4 protein-coding genes are annotated in these 20,892 nt (G+C 70.6%); all 4 read left to right on the forward strand.

The window, feature by feature from the left end:
- The first annotated feature begins 235 nt into the window (after positions 1–235).
- The 4 genes from VI078_15925 to VI078_15940 are packed head-to-tail and all read left to right on the forward strand — an operon-like array spanning position 236 to position 20,891.
- Positions 236–2,104 (forward strand): hypothetical protein, encoded by a 1,869-nt coding sequence (locus tag VI078_15925; GenBank protein HEY6000775.1) that lies wholly within the window; start codon positions 236–238, stop codon positions 2,102–2,104.
- Positions 2,101–8,754, forward strand: coding sequence for a toxin TcdB middle/N-terminal domain-containing protein (locus VI078_15930; GenBank protein ID HEY6000776.1), 6,654 nt, complete (start codon positions 2,101–2,103; stop codon positions 8,752–8,754). Before VI078_15925 ends, VI078_15930 begins: the two co-directional genes overlap by 4 nt.
- 53 nt (positions 8,755–8,807) lie before the next feature.
- Complete coding sequence (locus VI078_15935) at positions 8,808–10,595, forward strand: hypothetical protein (protein HEY6000777.1); 1,788 nt, start codon at positions 8,808–8,810, stop codon at positions 10,593–10,595.
- Between the two features lie 15 nt (positions 10,596–10,610).
- Complete coding sequence (locus tag VI078_15940) at positions 10,611–20,891, forward strand: hypothetical protein (protein ID HEY6000778.1); 10,281 nt, start codon at positions 10,611–10,613, stop codon at positions 20,889–20,891.
- Position 20,892: the final 1 nt, after the last annotated feature.

Here is a 20,892-nt window from a genome sequence, read left to right on the forward strand (position 1 = left end):
TCTCTCCGACAGTTTTTGTCAGCAAGAGATGAGGCGCAACCCTGTTGACAGGCGCGAGTCGGGAGGCGTATTAGGCTGGAGGTAGACCGCGTTTGACGGCCAGTCCTGGTTCCAGGACACGCACCGAACGATGATGAAGGGCGACTCGCCGTCTTGGGGGCGCTCATGAGTATCCAGGCCGCGAAAGCGAGCGAATGCCATGTGGGACTGCAGGGCGTTCCTTCTGCTCCGGTGTGTGACGGCGCAGCTGTTCCTGGTGTTCTTCCCGGCAGCTGCGTACGCGCTGCTTCCCGAGCCGCCGCACCTGGTCAACGGCGCGGTGACGGTCAACGGTTCCGCGCGGACGTGGGGGACGGTGTCGCTGCGTCTGAGCGGGGCACCGGACCCGATCGCCACCTTCTCGCTGGGGACACTCCCCGGCGCCCTCAACGGCTACGCGCTGGCGGTGCCGATGGACGCCATGGAGCCGCGGGAGCCGGGGACCGCGCGAGAGGGTGACGCCGCGCAGGTGTACCTGGACGGGGTGGCGGCCGCCGCGGTGACGATCGGCGCGCGCGGCGCCTTCCAGACGGTGGACGTGTCCCTGACGGTGGCGCACGCGATCGTGCTGATCCGCGGCCCGACCGGGACGCCGTCGACCACGCCCTCGGGCGGCGCCGTCTACCTGGACGTGGAGGCCGCGGACACCCTGGGGGCGCACACGCTCAGCTACGGCTGGTCCGCCTCCTGCCCGGGGGCGGACAACGGCGCGTTCGACAACGCGCAAACGCCTGTCCCCGTCTGGACCGCCCCGGTGGCCGGCGGCACCCCGCTGGTCTGTACCCTGACCGTCACGATAGCCGACGGGCAGGGCCTGTCGATCGAACCCTCCGTTTCGGTGACCGTCCAGCCGACGGTCGCGCCCGACCCGGTGGCGCAGTTCGTGGCCGGCCCCGACCCCTCGCTGTGCGGGGAGCAGATCGCGTTCGACGCGAGCGGTTCGTACCACAGCAACCCCGAGCGCACGATCGCGCTCTACGAATGGGACTTCGACTACGACGGGATCGCGTTCACGGTGGACGCGACGGGCGTGGCGACGGCGAGCGGGTTCGCGGGCCGCATGACCCCGGTGACCGTGGCCCTGCGGGTCACCGACGACGGGGCGCCGCCGCGCAGCGTGATCGCCACGCGGGAGCTGCACCCCGGCGGGACCAACCGCGCGCCGCTTGCGGCTGCGGGAGGCCCCTACGCGCTGAGCGCGGGGGGATCGCTGGCACTCAGCGGCACGGGTTCGAGCGACCCGGACGCGGCCTGCGGCGACGCGGCCGCCTCGTGGGAGTGGGACCTGGACGCGGACGGCGTGTTCGACGACGCCACGGGCGCGCAGCCGGTGATCGCCTGGAGCACGGCGGAGGCGCTGCTCTGCGGCGGGCGGTGCGTGGACAAGGCCAGCTACCCGGTGGCGCTGCGCGTGACAGACGCCCGGGGCGCGGATGCCGTGGCCGGGGGGACGGTGGCGGTTTCGCTGCTGATCTTCCGGGACGACTTCGCGCACGGGACGTTCAAGGGGGACCCGGACTGGCAGGTCAGGAGCGGGGCCTGGGCAGTGCTCGGGGCGGTCCCGTCGACGAAGTATTACGCCTCGGACCCGCGGCGCGGCGGGCTGGCGGTGGCGAAGCCGGCGCCGCTGGCGGCGCTGCGCGCCGGGCGATTGGAGACGAAGATCGCGCTGACGCGCAGCTTCGTGAGCTATGCCAACGGGGCGCTGGTGTTCGGGTACACGAGCAACACGCGGTACCGCTACGTGCGGTTGCAGCAACAGAACGGCGTGTGGAATCTGGTGCTGGGCCAGGTGGGCGGGATTGGCTCGGACCCTGCGGGAGTCAAGAGGACCAAGAAGCTCACGGGGCTGCGCGTCGGCGGCTGGTACTGGCTCTGGGTGAACGTGTACGACACGGGGTGGGTGAAGGTCTACTTCAAGACATACCCGGGGACGCCGGGGACGACGCCGGCGATCATGTACAAGTTCAAGGCGGCGGCGGCCGGCAAGGCGGGCTACCAGGCGACGGCGGCGCGGGCGTATTTCGACAACTTCGGCGCCTGGGACAAGGCGGTGCTGCCGTGAGGCGTCGGGTGTTGTCGGCGCTGGCCGGCGCGCTGCTCGTGCTCGCCGCCGTCCCCGCGTCCGCCGCCGACAAGAACGGCGTCTCCCCGAACGCGATCTCGCTGCCCTCGGGCCCCGGATCGATCGAGGGGCTCGGCGAGTCGTTCCAGCCGCAGCTCAACACCGGCTCGGCGCGCTACGCGGTGAAGATCCCGCTGCCGAGGCTGCACAACACGCCGGAGCTGAAGCTGCAGTACGAGAGCGGGTTCGGGGACGGTCCCGCGGGGATCGGCTGGACCTACGGCCCGGGGAGCATCGCGCGCCAGGTGGACAAGGGGCTGCCGCGGTACGTGGACGGGCCCAACGGCGTCGACGACGACGCGGACGGGCAGATCGACGAAGCCGACGAGAGCGACACGTACGTGGGCCCGGACGGGGAGGAGTTGGTGCCCGTCGGCGACGGGGTGTACCGGGCGCGGATCGAGGGGAGCTTTGCGCGCTACCGCCGGCTGGTGTCGGGGTGGGAGGTGACGCTGCGCAACGGCACGCGGGTGGACTTTGGCACGAGCGCGGCGGGCCAGGTGGCGGACGCGAGCGGGGCGAAGGTCTTCCGCTGGCTGCCCGAGCGCAGCACGGACACCAACGGCAATGTCGTGCAGTACGCGTGGGCGTCGTACCCGGGCTCGGAGTCCCAGAAGTACCTGCGGCAGATCCGCTACGGCCCGGGGGCCCCGCCGTGGGGGGCGTTCTACTTCGCGTCGTTCAGCTACGAGGACAAGCCGGACTGGCGGGCGGACTACCGCGCCGGCTTCCTCGTGCGGACGGCGAAGCGCCTGGCGAAGATCGAGGTCGGCATCCAGGGAACGCTGCCGGCGCAGTGCGCGGTGGGGGACTGGAACGCAGACGGGACGCAGGACGCGCTGATCGCCCGCTACGCGATCGCCTACGACGGAGCGCACCCGGACCGCTCCTTCCTCGCGAAGATCACCCGCTACGGCGCCGACGGCGTCAACTGGCTCCCGCCGATCTCGTTCGCGTACGCCGCTCACGATCCGCCGCCGGTCGTCTCGGCGTCCAGCGTCCGCGTCGACACCGACAACGCGCCGCTGTCGGTGATGGACAGCCTGCTCGCCGAACTCGTGGACCTGAACCGCGACGGCCTGCCTGACGTCCTCCAGACCGACCGCGAGGGCGGCTTCCACCGGGCGTTCCTGAACCTCGGCGCGGATGCGCTCTCCGGCGGGCGGGTGCGCTGGGCCGATGGGCGCTACCTCGCGAGCGAAGACGGCGTGGCGCCGCAGCTGCAGCTCGCCGAGGCGCGCGTTCACCTCGCGGACATCGACGGGGACGGGATCGCCGATCTCGTCCAGACGAGCGCCGCGGGCGAGGTCTCCTGGTTCCCGAACGACGGCGCCGTCGGCTGGAAGGCGCGTCGGCGCATGAGCCTCGCCGGGGCGGCGCCTCCCGCGCCCTTCACGACCGCGGATGCCGCCGTCGCGGACCTCGACTTCGACAAGCGCATGGACGTCGTTCTCAGCACCGAGAACGGGTACGCCGTGTGGTTCAACCGCGGGGATGACCGCTACAGCGAGGAGGTGCGGACGCCGGGGGCCCGCCACGAGGGCGCGGTCCTGCGGTTCTCCACCCCCGGGGTCCGCCTCGCCGACATGAACGGCGACCGGCTCGCCGACGTGGTGCGCGTCACGCCGACGTGTCTCGTCGTCGCGGCGGGCATGGGCCACGGGCGCTTCGCGCCTGCCGTCGAGGTGCCGATCGCCGGGGCGACGCTGACCGACGGCGCCGACGGGCAGATCGCCCGCGCGCGGCTCGAGGACGTCAATGGCGACGGCCTCGCCGACCTCGTGGTCGAGCGCGCCGAGGTCGGCGAACTGCACTGCTGGCTCAATCGCGGCACCGACACGCTCGGTCCGCGCATCGTCGTGACCGGCATGCCCGTCGTGTACGCGGCGGGCACGGCGGTGCGCTGGGCCGACCTCAACGGGAACGGCACGACCGACCTCGTCTACGCCGACTCGACGGCCGACGAGCGGCTGCGGATGGTGGACGTCGGCGTGCTGCTCGGCGGCTCGTCGCACCCGAACCTGCTCGAGCGCGTCGACAACGGCCTCGGCGCGCTCACCGCCATCGAGTGGCGCGCGAGCACGGAGCTTCTCGTCGCCGACGGCCGCACGGCGCATCCCTGGGCGTCGACGATTCCGTTCCCCGTCCAGGTGGTCGTCGCGATCGAGACCACCACCGGGATGGACCTCGACGACGCGCCGGGGCCCGACCGCATGCGCCGCGAGCTTGCCTACCGCGACGGCTTCTACGAGGACCGCGAGCGCGCCTTCCGCGGCTTCGGCGAGGTGCGGGTCACGGAACCGGGCGACGCCGCTGCGCCCACGCGGGTGGACGTCAGCGGCTTCTTCACCGGTGGGCCCGACGGTGTCGACGACGACGGCGACGGCCTGATCGACGAGATCGGCGCCGGGAACCACCGCGAGGAGGAGGCCCTGCGCGGCAAGCTGCGCTTTGCGGAGGCTCGCTCGGCGACGGACGTCCTCTACCAGCGGGAGGAGAACGACTGGCGGGTGCGGACGCTCCTGACGGCGATGGACGGCTCCGAAGTCCGGCTCGCCTGCCGGACACGCAACGACGCTCTGCAATACGAAGGCACGGCGGCACCGGAGACGGTGCGCACGACGTGGGCGTACGACGACTTCGGCAACCCGACGGAGGAGCGGCGTCAGGGCGCCCTCTCGCTCGAGGGCGACGAGGCCTTCATCCTCACGGAGTACGTCAACGACACCGGGCGCTGGATCATCGGGCTGCCGAGCCGCCGCCGCGTGACGGACGCCGCCGGGACCGACATCGCCGAGACGTTCAACTACTACGACGGGCCCGACTACGCGGGGCTCCCGTTCGGGAGGGTGGAGAAGGGGAACCTCACGCGGACGCTCGGCAAGGTGCGCACCGGCGAGTTCGTCGCACTCACCCGGAACGCGCGCGACGCGTGGGGGAACGTCGTCGGCTCGCTCGACCCGAACGGCGGGCAGCGCACGGTGACCTGGGACTCCCTGCTGCACGCCTTCCCCGTGCGCGAACAGATCCAGGTCGGCGGCGGCAACCCGGACCTGGCCATCGCCGCCGAGTACCACGCGGCCTTCGGCGCGCTGACCGCGAGCGAGGACTTCAACCGCAACCGCTCGGAGTTCCGCTACGACGCCTTCGGCAGGCTCGTGACTATCGTCAAGCCCGGCGACAGCGCGGAGTCGCCGAGCATCGAGTTCCATTTTCGCATGGCGGCCCCGCGTCTGCCGGACGCGGCCGGGGGGCTGACCTACGACTACGACGCCGCAGGCGGCCTGACGCTCACCGCCGGGCCGGCCGGGCCGAGCTCCGTGACGACGGGCGCCCGCGAGCGTTCAGGCGAGGCGGGAACCTGGGACGTCGTCAAGTACACGGACGGGCTGGGCCGCCCGCTCGCCACGGTCTCCGAGGCGGAGGCCGGTTGGACGGTGAGCCGCGCGGTCACGTTCAACGCGCGAGGCACGCCGAGATTCGCATTTCAGCCGTATGCCGCCGGCGCCGCGGCCTTCGGGCGCCCCAGCGCGGTCCTGGCGGCGACGGAAGTCCGCCTGGACGCCATGGGGCGCGAGGTGCTGCGTCTCAACCCGCCGGACGCGCTCGGCGTGGTGAGCGACGTCGCGACCTCCTGGTTCCCCCTCGGCAGGACGCGAACCGACGAGGAGGAGCGCTCGCGGACGTTCCTCCTCGACGGGCTCGGGCGGTTGATCGAGATTCGCGCCCACCACGGCGCCGAGACCTACACGACCCGCAACGCCTACGACCCGCTCGGCCGCGTGGTGCAGGCAACGGACGCCCTCGCGAACGTCCGCACCTTCGCCTACGACGGTCTCGGCCGGCGGACGCTCATCGAGGACCCCGACCGCGGGCGCGTGGAGACGAGCTACGACGCCGCGGGCAACGTCGTCCGCCGCGTGGACAACAAGGGTCAGGGCGTTCTCTACGCGTACGACGCTGCCAACCGGCTGCTGGCCGAGTACCGGCGCGACGGCTCGGGGCCGGGCCCGGCGGTCGAGTACCACTACGACGCGCCTGCGGCGGACTTCCCCGCAGCCGCGAACCTCGCTGGGCGCCTGGCGTGGGTCACCGACCCCTCGGGCGCGCAGCACTTCTCCTACGACTCGCGCGGCAACCGCACGGAGGCGTTGCGCCGCGTCCGCGACCGCGGCACGAGCCGGGACTTCCTGCGCCAGTGGGAATACGACGCGCTCGACCGCGTGACGGCGGAGACCTTCCCCGACGGGGACCGAGCGACCTACGAGTTCAACGGCGGGGGGCTGCTCGAGCGGATCCCGGGCGTCGTCAGCGGCATCGACTATCTGCCGTCGGGGGCGGTCGGACGGATCGCGTACGCCAATGGCCTCGCGTCCGACTACGGCTATGATCCGCGCAACCGCCTCACGGGACTGACAACCGCCCCGGCGGCCGGGTCGGCGATCCAGGACCTGGCCTACGCGCTCGACGGCGTCGGGAACGTCCGCGCCGTCGCCGACGGGCGGCCCGGCGTGACAGGGTCGCCGTCGGACGGCACGCAGTCCTACCAGTACGACGACCTCCACCGGCTGGTCCGTTCCGAGGGGCCCCACGGCGCGGTCATCTTCGAGTACGACGCAATCGGAAACCTGACGTCGACCTCGTCGCCGGCTCTCCCGGACCCGCTGCACATCGCCGACGACCTCGTGAATCTCGGCGCGCTCGCCTACGGCGGCGCCGGCGGCACGAGCGGCCGCGGCCTGCGGGCGCCGGGCGCCGCGCCGGGGCCGCACGCGATCACGGCGACAGCGAGCGGGCTGGCGTACGCCTACGACGACAACGGCAACATGACGAGCCGGGGCGCCGGCGATGCCTACGAGTGGGACTTCAACGACCGGATGGTCCGCGCGCAGGTCGGGACCGCCGTCGCCCGGTTCGTCTACGACTGGGCCGGGCAGCGCGTGATCAAGGAGTTGAGCGCCGGCGCCGCGGTCTCGTCCGCCTGGTACATCGACCGCGGCTACGAACTGCGCGACGGGCGGCCCGTCAAGAGCATCTTCGCCGGCGACCGGCGCGTGGCGCAGATCGAGGGGCGCCTGGCCCCCGGCGCGGAGAGCGGGCAGCAGACGCTGCGCTTCGGCAAGGGCTGGAACTTCTTCTCCCTGGAGGTGGAGCCGGCAGATCCGGCGCTCGCGGCGGTGCTGGCGCCGATCGCCGGCAAGTACGACGGCGTGTGGACGTTCGACGCCGCGGCGCAGGCCTACGTGGCGCCGGCGGAGCTGCACGGTCGGCGGGGGTATCTCATACGCGCCACCGAGACGGTCGAGCTGACGGTGACGGGGACGAAGTCCACGGCGGCCATCGCGCTCTCGCCGGGCTGGAACCTCGTCGCGTGCCCGGCGGAGAACGCGCTGCCGGCCGCCGACGCCTTCGCCGCGGCGGCGCCCGATGCCGTGTGGGCCTACGAGACGGGCGCCGCGACGTGGCAGGCCTGGTCGGCCGCGCCGCCGCAGGGCATCGCGCCGCTCACGCTCGTCGAGCCCGGCCGCGCCTACTGGGTCCACGCGGGGTCGGCGGCGTCGCTGGCGCTCGCGGCGCGCCCGACGCGCATCTTCTTCTACCACCCGGACCACATCGGCAGCACCGCCGTGGTCACGGACCTCTCCGGCGCCGTCGTCGCGCGCAACGAGTACTACCCGTACGGCCGGACGCGCTACACCGAGCGCGCCGGGTTCGATCCCGCCTACGCCTTCACCGGCGCCGAGCTGGACGCCGAGACCGGTCTCGTCGCCCTTGGGGCCCGCTCGCTCGACCCGGTCACCGGCCGCTTCGTCAGCGTTGACCCGGCGTTCGCCGACGCGTACGCGTACGGCTGGAACAACCCGCTGCGCTTCACCGACCCGCGGGGGACGTACGGCAACCAGGACCTCGCCCGGGAAATCGGCGCGCCCGAGCCGACCGACTACACGCCCGGCGAGGAGACGAAGGATCTGGTCGGGAAGGTCAAGGAGACCGGCGGGAAGCTGGCCGACATCTCCATCCAGGACATCGTCAACTTCCTCATCAAGGAGCTGGTCAAGGTTGCGGTCGACGCGCTGATGAGCCAGATCGGCAGCCCCGTGCTCAAGCAGCTCGTCACGAACCTCCTGGAGTCCGACATCCTGGACCTGGACTACGCGCTGAACGAGGTCTGGGGGGCGATCGACAGCGAGGTGATGACCAAGCCGATCATCCAGCAGGTGCGGGAGGCCGGCGGCGAGGGCATGGAGAGCTTCCTCTCCGACGCCGGCGGCGTGCTCAAGGACGTCGGCGGCGTCGCCGAGAGCGCGGCCGGCATCGCCGGCAACGCCCTGGAGTTCGTCGGCAGCATCCCGGGAGGCACGTATCTCACCAACCCGATCGCCGAGAAAATGCGCTCGCTCGAGACCGACATCACCGACAAGATCGAGAAGCCGCTCGACGAGGTGAGCTCCCTCGCCGACCGGATGTCGGCTGCGACGGTCGCCCACACGGGGCCGAACTACTTCTGGCAGGGCGACGAGACGGCGAAGCTCGTCGTGGTCATGGGGCTCGCCAAGGGGATGGACCAGTTCATTCCGCAGCCGTGGTGAGCCGCGGGCCGCGAACGACTGAACGAACGACACGGGGGCAAGGGGGACGGACGATGGACAAGGCGACGCTCCGGCGGCTGGTGGTGCTCACAGGCGTTCTCTCGGTGATCCTGGCGTCGGGGCCGGCGCGTGCGGCGACCGTCATCCAGTCGGTCCCGCTGCTGGCAGGGTGGAACGCCGTCTTCCTCGAAGTCGAGCCGGCGAACCAGGACCCGGCGGCCGTGCTCGCCGGGGTGGCGGGGCTCGAGAGCGTCTGGGCCTGGAACCGGAACACCTCCACCGTGCAGTTCGTCCAGGACCCCGGCCTCCCGGTGGAGCCGCCGCCGTACATGCTGGCGTACGTCCCCGGCAACCCGCTGATCACCAACCTGCACGCCATCCGCGGCGAGACGGCCTACCTGGTGAAGATCGCGACCGGCACCTCGCCGCAGTCCTGGAACGTCAGCGGCCAGCCGGCGGTCCCGAAGGCCGACTGGAAGCCGAATTCCTTCAACCTCGTGGGCTTTCACCTCGACCGCAGCCTGGCGCCGGGGGCTCTGCCGACCTACTTCGACTTCTTCGCCGCGTCGCCGGCGCACTACCTCACCCCGCCGCTCCCGGACCTGCCGGGGCCGGAGATTTACCGCCTCGACAACGCGAGCGGGACCTGGAAGCGCGCCGTTTCCACCGACAAGATGCAGCCGGGAGAGGCGTTCTGGGTCTACAGCCAGGGTTCATCGACATTCGCCGGGCCGCTCGCTGTCCAACTCGAGCAGGGCAACGGGCTGGACTTCGGCGCGGTCCTCGACCAGCAGGTGGTTGTCATCCGCAACGACGGCAGCGGGCCCGGGCCGCGCACGGTCACGGTCCGCGCGGTCAGCGGCACCGCCCAGCTGTATCACGGCCAGTGGGTGGAACAGGCCCCGCCCGCGACGCCGGCCTGGCGTCACGAGTGGCGGAACCTGCTCACGTCGCACCCGGCCCTGGCGATCGCCGCCGGCGGGCAGCACCGGCTGCGGGTCGGCGCCGTCCGGGCCGGCCTTGCTTCGGGGGGAACCTTCGAGGACAACGTCGAGATCCGGGACGGCGTGGGGATGAGCATTCTCCTGCCGGCCAAGGTCAGGGGCATGAGCACGGCGGGGCTCTGGGTCGGCAGCGTCGTGGTGGACAAGGTGCGCGACAACGGCAGCGGCTCGCCGGACGCCACGGCGGTGGGCTCGCCGTTTGCCTTCCGGGTCATCGTGCACGTCAGCGACGACGCGACGCCGCAGGTGCGCCTGCTCCGCGACGTGGTGCAGCTCTGGCGGGAAGGGACCTGGAAGGCCGACCCGGACAACGTCGGGCACCTCGTGGTGGACCAGCCCGGGCAGTTCGTGCTCGTCGCCAACCCGCTGCGGCTCGGCGAGTTCCGGGGCGCGGCGCTGCGCGACGGCCAGGAGGTGGGGCGGCGCATCAGCACCGCGGCCTTCGGCTTCGCGACGCCGCAGCCGAAGTCCGGAGGTTCCTTCGCACCCGGGAGCACGCTGGGCTTCGATCTGACGCTGGCGCCGAACGACCCGACGAACCCCTTCGTCCACCAGTACCACAAGGACCACTCCGCGAAGGACTCCTATGAGGTGCAGCGGCTGCCGGCATTCGAGTTCCTCCTCGACGACCCGGCCGGTTCCTCCCTCGCGGGGGTGCCGTTCCTCGGCTGGGGCAGCAGCGAGGTCGGCGGGCGCTACAGCGAGACGATCAGGTTGCGCCGGGCCAACCCGGCGGACCCGTCGCAACCGGACCCCGGCGACGCGTCCTACGGCGTCGAGGTCAGGGGCACCTTCCGCTTGCGGAGGGTGAGCGACGTGGGCCAGCTCCAGCTCTAGGCGGAGGCGACGACGATGAGCGGAGCGACGGTGCGGACGGCGATGGGCACGGGACGGAATCTCACGCAGGGAGGGGGGTGGCGAGGCATGATGGTGGCGAGGAAGCGAAAGCAGGGCCCGCGCGCGGGGTGGCGGCTGTCCGCCCTTCCGGCCGCGCTCGCCGTCGTCCTGCTCTGCGTCCTGCCGGCGGCGGCGAAGGAGATCATCGTCTTCCCCGACACGGCGACGAACTACAACTACGTCTGCGGCGGCGTCAATGACCGGCGCACGACGGGGGTCCTCAAAGAGTCCGGCGCCGCCTGCGGGAGCGTCGGCGACCTGTCCGTGCCCGCCGGGGCGATGAACTGGGCGATCCTCTACGGCAAGCTCTACGCGTCCTCGACGCAGGTGCGCGGCAAGGAGCTGAGGGTGCGCGTCGAGACGAAGACCGGCGGCGACCTGACCTTCAAGTTCGCCCACGCCGCCAGCGGGGTGACTCCGTCCACGATCACCGAGTTCCCGGCCGCCCAGAACGTCACGGTGCACCTCCCCCCGAGTGACGGCGTCGTCTCCCACCTGATCGACCTGCGGGGGATGAAGGGGACGATCCCGGCCAACCGGCGGCTTGTCTTCGTCGTCGACAACGCGAACTCGACCTTCGTCGGCACGGTGAAGCTCGAGCTGGACATGCGGCTCACGTACTACGAGAGCGTCTACTACGTTCCCGGGGACTACGCCAGCATCTCCGCCGCCATTGCCGCGCCCGTCGACTCGCACATCTTCGTCGGCGACGGGACGTGGATCGGAGCCGCCAACCGCAGCGTCACGTTCAGCAAGGCCCTGACGCTGCTGAGCGAGAACGGGCCGGACCGCTGCATCGTGGACGCCCAGTACCAGGCCGGGAGCTTCACCTTCAACGCCGGGGCGACGAACAGCACGGTGATGGAAGGGTTCACCTTCACCCACTTTGCGACGGCGGTCAAGGTTAACGCCTCCGCGTACCCGATCGTCCGCAACTGCGCGTTTCGAGACAACCTGCTCGCCGACGGCAACCTGGGCGGCGCGGTCCAGGTCCTCGACGGCGCCGGCGCGGTGACCACCTTCATCGAGGACTGCCTCTTCGAGGGCAACGTCGCCTCGGGCGGGGGCGCGATCGGCCTCAGCAACGCCAGCGCCACGCAGCGCTACCTCATGGTGCGCGACTCGGTCTTTCGGGGAAACTTCGCCGCGACGGGGGGGGCGATCGCCCTGTCCTACTCGCAGACCACGGGCCGTGTCGACATCGAGCGCTGCGCCTTCAGCGGCAACACCGCGGAGAACGGCGGGGCGATCGCCGCCATCACGGCCGGGGAAGACGACATCCTCGGCTGCGACTTCCAGGACAACCGCGCCTACGACTACGGCGGCGCGATCTACACCGGGAAGGTCACCGGCAACGGCATCAAGACAGTCAGCGACAGTATCTTCCGCGGCAACAGCACACGGTACATCCATGGCGGGGCGATCTACACCGACGGCGCTTCGGTCAACCACTGCGACCTGATCGAGAACGCCGCCGGCGGCGGCGGGGGCGGCATCGCCACGACCGGCGCCCTTTACGTCTACAACTCCATCCTGCGCGGCAACACCCAGAAGGACGCCGGCGCGGGGAAGGAGATCTTCGCCGACACCGGCGGGACACTCAACCTCGGCTACTCCAACGTCGAGGGGGGGAACAACTCGATCTCGTACAAGGGCGCGGCCTCCCCCTACACCTATGTCGGCCTCATCGACGCCGATCCCCAGTTCGTGGCGCCGGGCGTCTTTCACCTGCTCCCGACGTCCCCCTGCATCGAGGCCGGTATGGACGCGCCGCCCCTTGCGGCGGGCGCGACGGTCGTCAACGAGGACAAGGACGGCGTCAAGTGGCCGCAGGGGCCGGACTGCGGCGCCGGCAAGCCGGACCTCGGGGCCTACGGATACCACGGGGGGTGCGGGGAGGCGGTGCCGGTGATCGAGCCGATGACCCTGCTGCTCACCGCCCGCAAAGGCGGCTCGCCCCCGGACGTAGCCACGCTGGCGATCCGCAACGCCTCCGCCACGAACCTCGCCTGGAGCGCGGCGGCGGACGCGGACTGGATCACCCTCGAGCCCGACCCGGCGAGCGGGGAGGTCGGGGCCGATGCCGCGGCGCTCGGTCTCCACGTCGACACGAGCGGACTGGAGGAGGGGGTCTATCAGGCGAATGTCGTGGTCTCCGGCCAAGCGCCGAGCGTGCCCGCGCACCGGACGGTGCGCGTCGTCCTCCACGTCACCCGCGCGCGGCTCGTGCCCTCCGAGTATGTCAACATCCAGTCGGCGATCGACGCCGCTCTCAGCGGCGACGAGGTCGTCGTCGCCGCCGACACCTATGTCTCCGCCGCCGACAAGAACCTCAACCTGCGGGGCAAGGCGCTCCACCTGCGATCCGAGAGCGGCCCGGACTCCACGATCATCGACTGCGCGGGGGTCGGACGGGGAGTGACCCACGACTTCGGCCCGCCGGGGGCGATCCTCGAGGGCTTCACCTTCAGGGGCTGCAGCACCCCGGGCTCCCCGAACGCCGGATACGGCGGCGGCGTCTACGTCGGCCAGTACGCGAGCATGGAGATCGTCAACTGCGTTTTCGCCGACAATCACCTCGTCGCCTCCAGCAGCGACCGCGGCGGCGGGATCTACGCCGACGGGGTCGTGACCGTCAGCAACTGCGCGTTCTCGTCGAACATCGCGCGCAACCAGGGCGGCGGACTCTACCTCGGGTCCAACGCCGACGGCAGCCGGGTCATCGGCTGCAGATTCGAGGGCAACCAGTCGAACTACGGCGGCGGACTCTATTCGACCGCCCAAGACACCGTCGTGCTCGGCTGCACCTTCCTCTCCAACACCGTCCCCTACGACATCGCCTACGCGTACGGCGGCGGCGCCTACCTCACCGCCTACGGCGCCTACGTCAACGGGAGCTTCTTCGAGAAGAACAGCGCCGTCTACGGGGGCGGGCTCTACGTCAACAACATCTCGACGACCGCCGCGCCGTCGCGGGTGGTGAACTCGATCTTCTACGACAACTCGGTCGCCAGCACCGCAACCGCGAGCTGGGGCGGCGGCGCCTACGCCTACGGCTCGGGGTGCAAGATCACCAATTGCACCTTCTACGCCAACTTGCACAACGGCGGATTCACGGGCGGCGGGGCGGGAGGGCTGCGCGACGCCAACGGGTCGCCGGAGGTCCGCAACTGCATCTTCACCGGCAACAACGCCGCCGGCGCTTCGCCGGACACGGACGCCAACAACCTCAGCTACAGCATCGTCTGGAGCAACACCGACAACGCGGCGTCGCACATCTACGGCGGGGATCTCGCCGGCAGCGTCTTCGTCGCGCCCACCGCCACGCCGCCCGACCTGCGGCTGCGGACCGCATCGCGGGCCGTCGACACCGGCACGACGATCGACGACCTCTTCTCGGACTATCGCGGATCGGTGCGGGCGATCGACGGGCGCGAGGAGCCGGTGACGCTCCAGGGCGCGCAGGAGAGCACGAGCGGCGCTCGCTTCGACCTCGGCGCCCACGAGTACAGCGACTACTACGGCGGCGCTGCCGTGGACGGCACGGCCAAGGCCTTCAAGAACCTGCGAATCAACGGCAAGATCGTCGCCACCGGCTACGAGTACCGGATCCAGTGGGACGCGAAGGACCCGTTCCCGGAGCAGATGGACGGGCGCGTCAAGCAGGCGGGCGAGTACGAGGCGCGCCTCCTCCTCGTGACCGACGCCGGCCGGCGAATCGAGCTGGGGACCTGGAAGACGGCGCTGGGGGTCGGCTACACCGTCCCCTACACCTTCGGCGCGGCGCACGTCGGCACCTGGCGGCTGCGTCTCGAGATGGCCTCCGACCCGAACCAGTTCGTGCTGTCCGACCTCTTCCCGATCCAGTACAAGGCGCTCGTGCCCTACACCCTCGGGCGCAAGATCGGGCCGCCGGCGGGCGCCGTCGCCGGGCAGAGGCCCGACGTGAACAACCCCGCGGCGGTCTACTGGAGCACGGAGACCAACGAGCTCTACGCGATCGCGCCCTACCCGATCCAGCTCACCTGGTACGCCGACAAGGAGCGCACGACCCCGATCCTCGTCATGGGGATCATCAAGACTCCTGCCGACCCCGTGTTCCACGTCGCCGACGCGCCGCCGGTGGAGCTGCGGCCCGCCGGGACGCGCTTCAGCTCGGTCGCCATCCTCTGGTCCGAGAGCAGCGCGATGATCTCCTCGGACCGCTTCACGGCGCCGCAGGACGGCTGGACGACGCTGCTCTTCAAGGACTCGGTGAACCCCGCGCCGGAGAAGCGCGAGTTCTTCACGGTCGTGCGCACGCTGACCTGGGACCACCAGGGCGTCACGAACGTCACCGGCGCCCCCTACAACGGCACCCTCGGGGCGCTGCCGCCGGTCGACCCGGTCTACCCGATCGAGAAGACGACCGGCGTTGGCGCGCTCGTCACCGACGCGGAGCACCAGCCGAATGAGGCCTGCAGCGGCGGCTACATCCTCAACGAGATCGCGCCCTACGATGGCGTCGGGGACAAGCGCGCCTACGACCGCCCGACGCGCAGCGGCCAGATCTTCGCGGTGAACGACGACGACCCGAACGCCGTCGCGGACGATCTCGTGGTGATCTGGTACCGCCGTCAGGGGAGCGTCACGGACGGCGCCCCCGGCGTCTGCTGGCCCTTCAAGCCCGTGCGCTACGACCCGGCCTGGCCCGCGCCGACCACCACCTGCGTCGGCGGCCAGAACGGTGCCTGCGACCGGATCGAGATCGCCAGCGCCCTCGGCTCCGGGCAGCTGCCGCCCGACACCTTCGGCGCCTGGGACAACATGATCGTCTACAACCAGCCGGACCGGAAGCTGCCGGGCTTCAACCCGAACGAGGAGCACACACTGCTCTTCGCGGCGGAGGGGACGCCGAACCCCGGCGCGTTCCCGCTGCGCAACGACATGAACCGCTTCAACGCCGGCGACTGGGCGGCGAACCCGGTGCGCTACACCTCGCAGCCCTACGCCCTGGTCAAGCACCGCGACCCGGTGAGCGGCGAGTGGCGCTTCAAGGTCTTTGCGGTGACCCCGGGCAACCTGGCGTACAGTCCGGAGGCGGGCAACGAGTTCAACCCGCCGTACCCGCTGAACCAGTTCGTCTTCGGGCCCTGCCGCGACGTCCTGCCGGCCGGGGTTGACCCCGCCGACCCCGCCTCTCCGCACAACGGCACCTGGTCGGACGCCGTGCACTACGCCGCCGACGGCTCGAACATGGCCACGGCCACGGCGCTCAAGGACAAGGACAACAAGCTCTTCTCCATCCGCGGCGGCGTCACCGTGAGGACTTATCAGTTCTACCGCCTCCACGAGAGCTTCTGGTTCGACCTGGACAACAACGGCTACCCCGACAAGCCGGCGGGGACCTGCGTCCCCTTCCTCGGCTACAACCCGGCCTGGACGAACTGGAATGCGGCCTGGGACCCGGCGCCGATCACGTACAACGTCATCTGGCCGCCGACGCCCACCCTCTACGTCGGCGAGACGCTCGCGGACGCCAAGACCCAGGCCGGCGAGACCGAGGGGCTGCCGAACGTCAAGGACCAGTGCATCGTCGCCAAGCTCTGGGACGAGGCGGGTGTGCGGCTCTTCGACCCGCTCAAGGAGATCAGGTACCCGGACAAGGGGACGCAATACCCCGCCGACCCCGATGCGCTGGACCCGGCGGTGGTCGCCGAGGTGGACAAGCTCAAGACCGATCCGCCCGTCGCCGTCGGCAGCCGGGTGGTCTTCCTGGACCTGCCGCCGCAGCTGCAGCAGCGCCTCATCTACGACGCGGTGGCGAAGAAACTCAAGCTCTCGGGCCAGTACATCACGACCACGGGCGAGCCGGTGCTCCTGCTCAACACGCTGAGCATCCGGGAGCTCAACGGCATCAAGACCGCCCTCAAGCTCGAGGACCCGCAGGAGCCCAAGCCGGTGCTGCTCGCGGCGCTGGTGAATGTCCAGCAGCGGGGCACCGCGAACCTCGCCGGCAAGCCGAGCCTGGCGCGCTGGCAGGCGGACTTCAAGGCGCTCTCGGCGGGGAATGTGGACAACACCGGCTTCGTCACTCTCGCCTTCAACAACCACCCGGACTGCGCGGCGCCGACCATGCTCAGCGTCATCGAGGTCGACTGCCCGCTGTATCGCGGCGACCTCAAGGTGATCGAGTCGCCGAACCCCTTCGAGGAGAAGGTCACGCTGCGGCACAACGGAGACTTCGGCGGCCTGCCGGACATGCGCTACTTCGAGTGGGTCTACCTCCAGAACTACTCCGGCATCCCGGAGGGGCCGGGGACGCCGGGGGAGAACTGGCTCCCGTTCAACCCCGCCAACTCCTTGCCCGCGCCGACGGACCCCTCGCCCTTCCCGATGCCCGACGGGCAGAACGCCTATCGCGGCCTCGTCGACATCACGCCGATCGGCACCGGCCAGCAGCTTCTCCCCGACCGCTGGTTCTCCGTGCGCTACCGCTACCGGGATTCGCTGAACTCACATGCGGATCCGCCGGACAACGTCCCGCCCGCCGCGTGCACCATGATCAGCCCGTGGACCGCGCCGCAGTTGGCGGAAGGGTGGGTCAAGCGCGTCGTGAAGAAGATCAACCTCTTCGACCAGAAGGTGAAGGACTTCCACAAGACCGACGCGGACACCGTGGCCAACATGATCGCCCAGGCCGGCCGCGCCTACGAGGGGGACGTCGCCCTGAGCGACGACCCGGAGTACCTCAAGCGCCTCGGGCTCATCGAGCTCTACGAGACGCTGCTCAACCGCGCGCTGGCGCTCAGCATCGACGCCGCCCCGCCGGACGTGAGCCTGCGCGACGCCGTCCTCTTCGCCGCCAACCGCCTCTCGACGCTTTACATGCTCCTCGGCAACGAGGCGTACGCGGACTCCGCGGACCCGACCGTGGGCTTCGGCACTCAGGATGGCCAGTACGGGTCCATGGCCTCCTCGATGTTCGCCTTCCAGAACCAGGTGGACGCGCTCCTCGACGAGGAACTGGCCCTGCTGGAAGGGCGCGACGACGCCGGGATGCGGCCCTACTACAACCGCCTCCCCTGGAACTTCACGATCGGCGAGGGGGAGGTCGCCTACCGGCAGGTCTACAACATCCAGGACGTCGCGAGCGTGGAGGACCCGCTCACGCCCGACGGCGAGATCAACGAGTATGACGCCAAGGCCATGTTCCCCCAGGGGCACGGCGACGCCTGGGGTCACTACCTGAGCGCGATCGAGAAGCTCTACTACCTGATCACCCACGACGGCGTCGCCTGGGTGCCGACCGTCGAGGCGATCCTCGTGGCGCAGGCGCCCGTGGAGGTCGACTACCGCGACGAGCGGCTCTTCGCCAACGCCGCGGCGGCCCGGGCGCGCGCCGGCGCAGACCTTGTCAACCTCACCTACCGGCGCTTCTACGACGAGGACCCGCAGAAGCAGTGGCAGGGCTATCGCGACAGCAACCCGACACGCGCCTGGGGCCTGGCGGAGTGGGCCAGCCGCGCCGGCCAGGGGGCGTATCTCGACTGGGCGATGGGCAACGCGCTGCTGCCGTCGAACTCGACGACGATCAGGAAGATCGAGACCTATCCCGCCCCGGTGCAGCCGCGCTACGTCCTCGGCGCGGACTACGCGCGCGGGGGCCTCGAGATCTACGTCGACGACGCGCTCCAGACCTCCGGCTACACCGTCACCCTGATCTACGACGAGGTGCAGGCCGTCCATCGCGCGCAGATCGACTTCGCGCCGGTCCCGGCGGCGACGCGGGAGATCGTCTTCCGCGTCAGCCTCCCGGCGGAGGGCATCAAGAAGGTCGACCGCACGACGGTGGTCGAGCTGCGGGAGATCGCCGCGCAGTACGACGCGATCCAGGCCACCCTCGACCAGGCCGACGCGGGGCTGAACCCGCTCGGCGTGGCCAAGGACACGGTGCCGTTCGACATCGACCCGGTGCTCGTCGCCTCCGGGCAGACGCACTTCGAGCAGATCTACAACCGGGCGCTCCAGAGCCTCCAGAACGCGGCGACGGTCTTCGACTACGCGAACCAGTCCTCGCAGATGCTGCGCCGGCAGCAGGACCGCCTCGACGACTTCAAGCGGACGGTCGCGGACCGCGAGGCGGACTTCACCAGCCGGCTCGTCGAGGTCTTCGGCTATCCGTACCCCGAGGACTGCGGCCCCGGCAAGCTCTACGCGACGGACTACTGCCAGAGCGGTCCGGACCTCTACCACTACATGTACGTCGAGCCCTCCCAGCTCATGGGGGACGCGAACTCCGACCAGAACGCGACGACGGCGCCGCGGCAGCTCGACTACACCGTCAATTTCCGCGACCTGACCGCGGACGCCGCCGGGGGGCTGACCCAGACCGAGGTGCCGGTGACGTTCACGATCGACGAGGACCGGCGCTTCGGCATCGTCAAGCCCGCGGCCTGGACGGGCAACCGGCGCGCGGTCGGCGCCCTGCAGCTCGCGCGGTCCGACCTGCTCCAGCTCCAGGGGCGCTTCGAGCGCGCCATCATCGAGTACGACACGCTCATCGGCCAGGTCGAGGACCAGCGGGACCTGATCGTGGCGCAGTACGGCCTCAACGCGGAGGAGATCAAGGTCATCCAGGACGCGAACCAGAAGGTGACCGAGATCAACGCCTCGATCCTCGAGGCGCGCGAGTCGGCGGCGGACGACCGGGCGGCGGCGCAGGACGCGATCCTCGTCGCGAACATCGCGATGGAGGCCTTCCCGAAGGTGATCGGCATGGCGACCGACGCCATGGGGGCGGCGCGCGCCATCGCGCTCGCCGTCGGGCAGGGGATGTCCCTGATGTTCAACCAGCAGGCGGACTACTCGCAGGTCACCGAGTTGAGCAACCAGCAGGCCAAGGAAGTCGCGGGGGCCGAGGGGAACGTGACGGTCACCACCATGCGCGGCGACTTCGCCGTCAAGCAGCAGATCCTGCAGCTCGAGAACCTCGTCCGGCGCGAGGCGGTGCTCCGCCAGGAGCTCTACACGCTCGTCGAGGGCCTCCAGCAGAGCGCCGCGCGCTACCTCAACGGCCTGACCGCCGGCGAACGGATCCTCGAGGAGCGCCTGCGCTTCCGCAAGCAGACGGCGGCGCAGGTGCAGGACTACCGCTACACCGACATGACGTTCCGCGTGTTCCGCAACGACGGGCTCCAGAAGTACAAGGCGCAGCTCGACCTCGCGGGGCGCTACGCCTATCTCGCGGCGAAGGCCTACGACTACGAGACGACGCTGCTCGACTCCAGCGGCATGGCCGGCGCCGCGTTCCTGAAGGACATCGTGAAAGAGCGCAGCCTCGGGACCGTGCTCGGCGGCCAGCCGCTGACCGGCACCGGCCTCGCGGACGTGCTGCGACGTCTGGCCATGAACTTCCAGGTGCTCAAACCGCAGCTCGGCTTCAACAACCCGCAGATCGAGACCAACCGCTTCTCGTTGCGTCGCGAGCTCTTCCGGGTGCGCTTCGACGCGGGCTCGGACGAAACGTGGCGCGGGGCGCTCGCGAAGTACCGGGTCGACGACCTCTGGGCCGTGCCGGAGTTCCGCCGGTTCTGCCGGCCATTCGCGGCGCCGGGCGTGGCGCAGCCGGGTCTCGTGATCCCCTTCCGCACCACGGTGACCTCCGGCTTGAACTTCTTCGGCTGGCCGCTCGGCGGCGGCGACAGCTACTACAGCGCGGCGAACTTCGCGACCAAGGTCCGCTCGGTCGGCGTCTGGTTCAGCAACTACAACGCCACGGGCCTGGCGCAGACGCCGCGCGTCTACCTCGTGCCCGCCGGCGAGGACGTGGCGCGCTCGCCGACGGGCGACGCGGGGGACATCCGCGCCTGGCGCGTGCTGGACCAGCGCCTGCCGGTGCCGCAGCTGGTCAACGCCCGCGAGCTGTCCGGGGACCGCGCCTGGATCCCGTCGGTGAACACCATCCTCGACGAGTTCGGCGCGCCGCGCCGCCAGGCGGACTTCAAGGCCTACCACGACAGCGGCTACCTCGAGCCGTCGGAGCTGACGTACGACACGCGCCTCGTCGGGCGCTCGGTCTGGAACACGAAGTGGATGCTCATCATCCCCGGGCGCAGCCTGCTCTACGACCCGGGCGAAGGGCTGGACACCTTCATCAACGGGCCGCTGGTGCTCGGCGGGACGGGGGACCGCAGCAACAACGGCATCTCGGACATCAAGCTCTTCTTCACGACCTACGCGTACTCGGGGAACTAGA

The sequence above is a fragment of the bacterium genome (genome assembly GCA_036524115.1).
Classification (GTDB): Bacteria; JAUVQV01; JAUVQV01; order JAUVQV01; family DATDCY01; genus DATDCY01.

Coding starts and splice junctions, on each gene's coding strand:
- VI078_15935 (HEY6000777.1), top strand. CDS start 8,808: ATGGACAAGGCGACGCTCCGGCGGCTGGTGGTGCTCACAGGCGTTCTC.
- VI078_15940 (HEY6000778.1), top strand. CDS start 10,611: ATGAGCGGAGCGACGGTGCGGACGGCGATGGGCACGGGACGGAATCTC.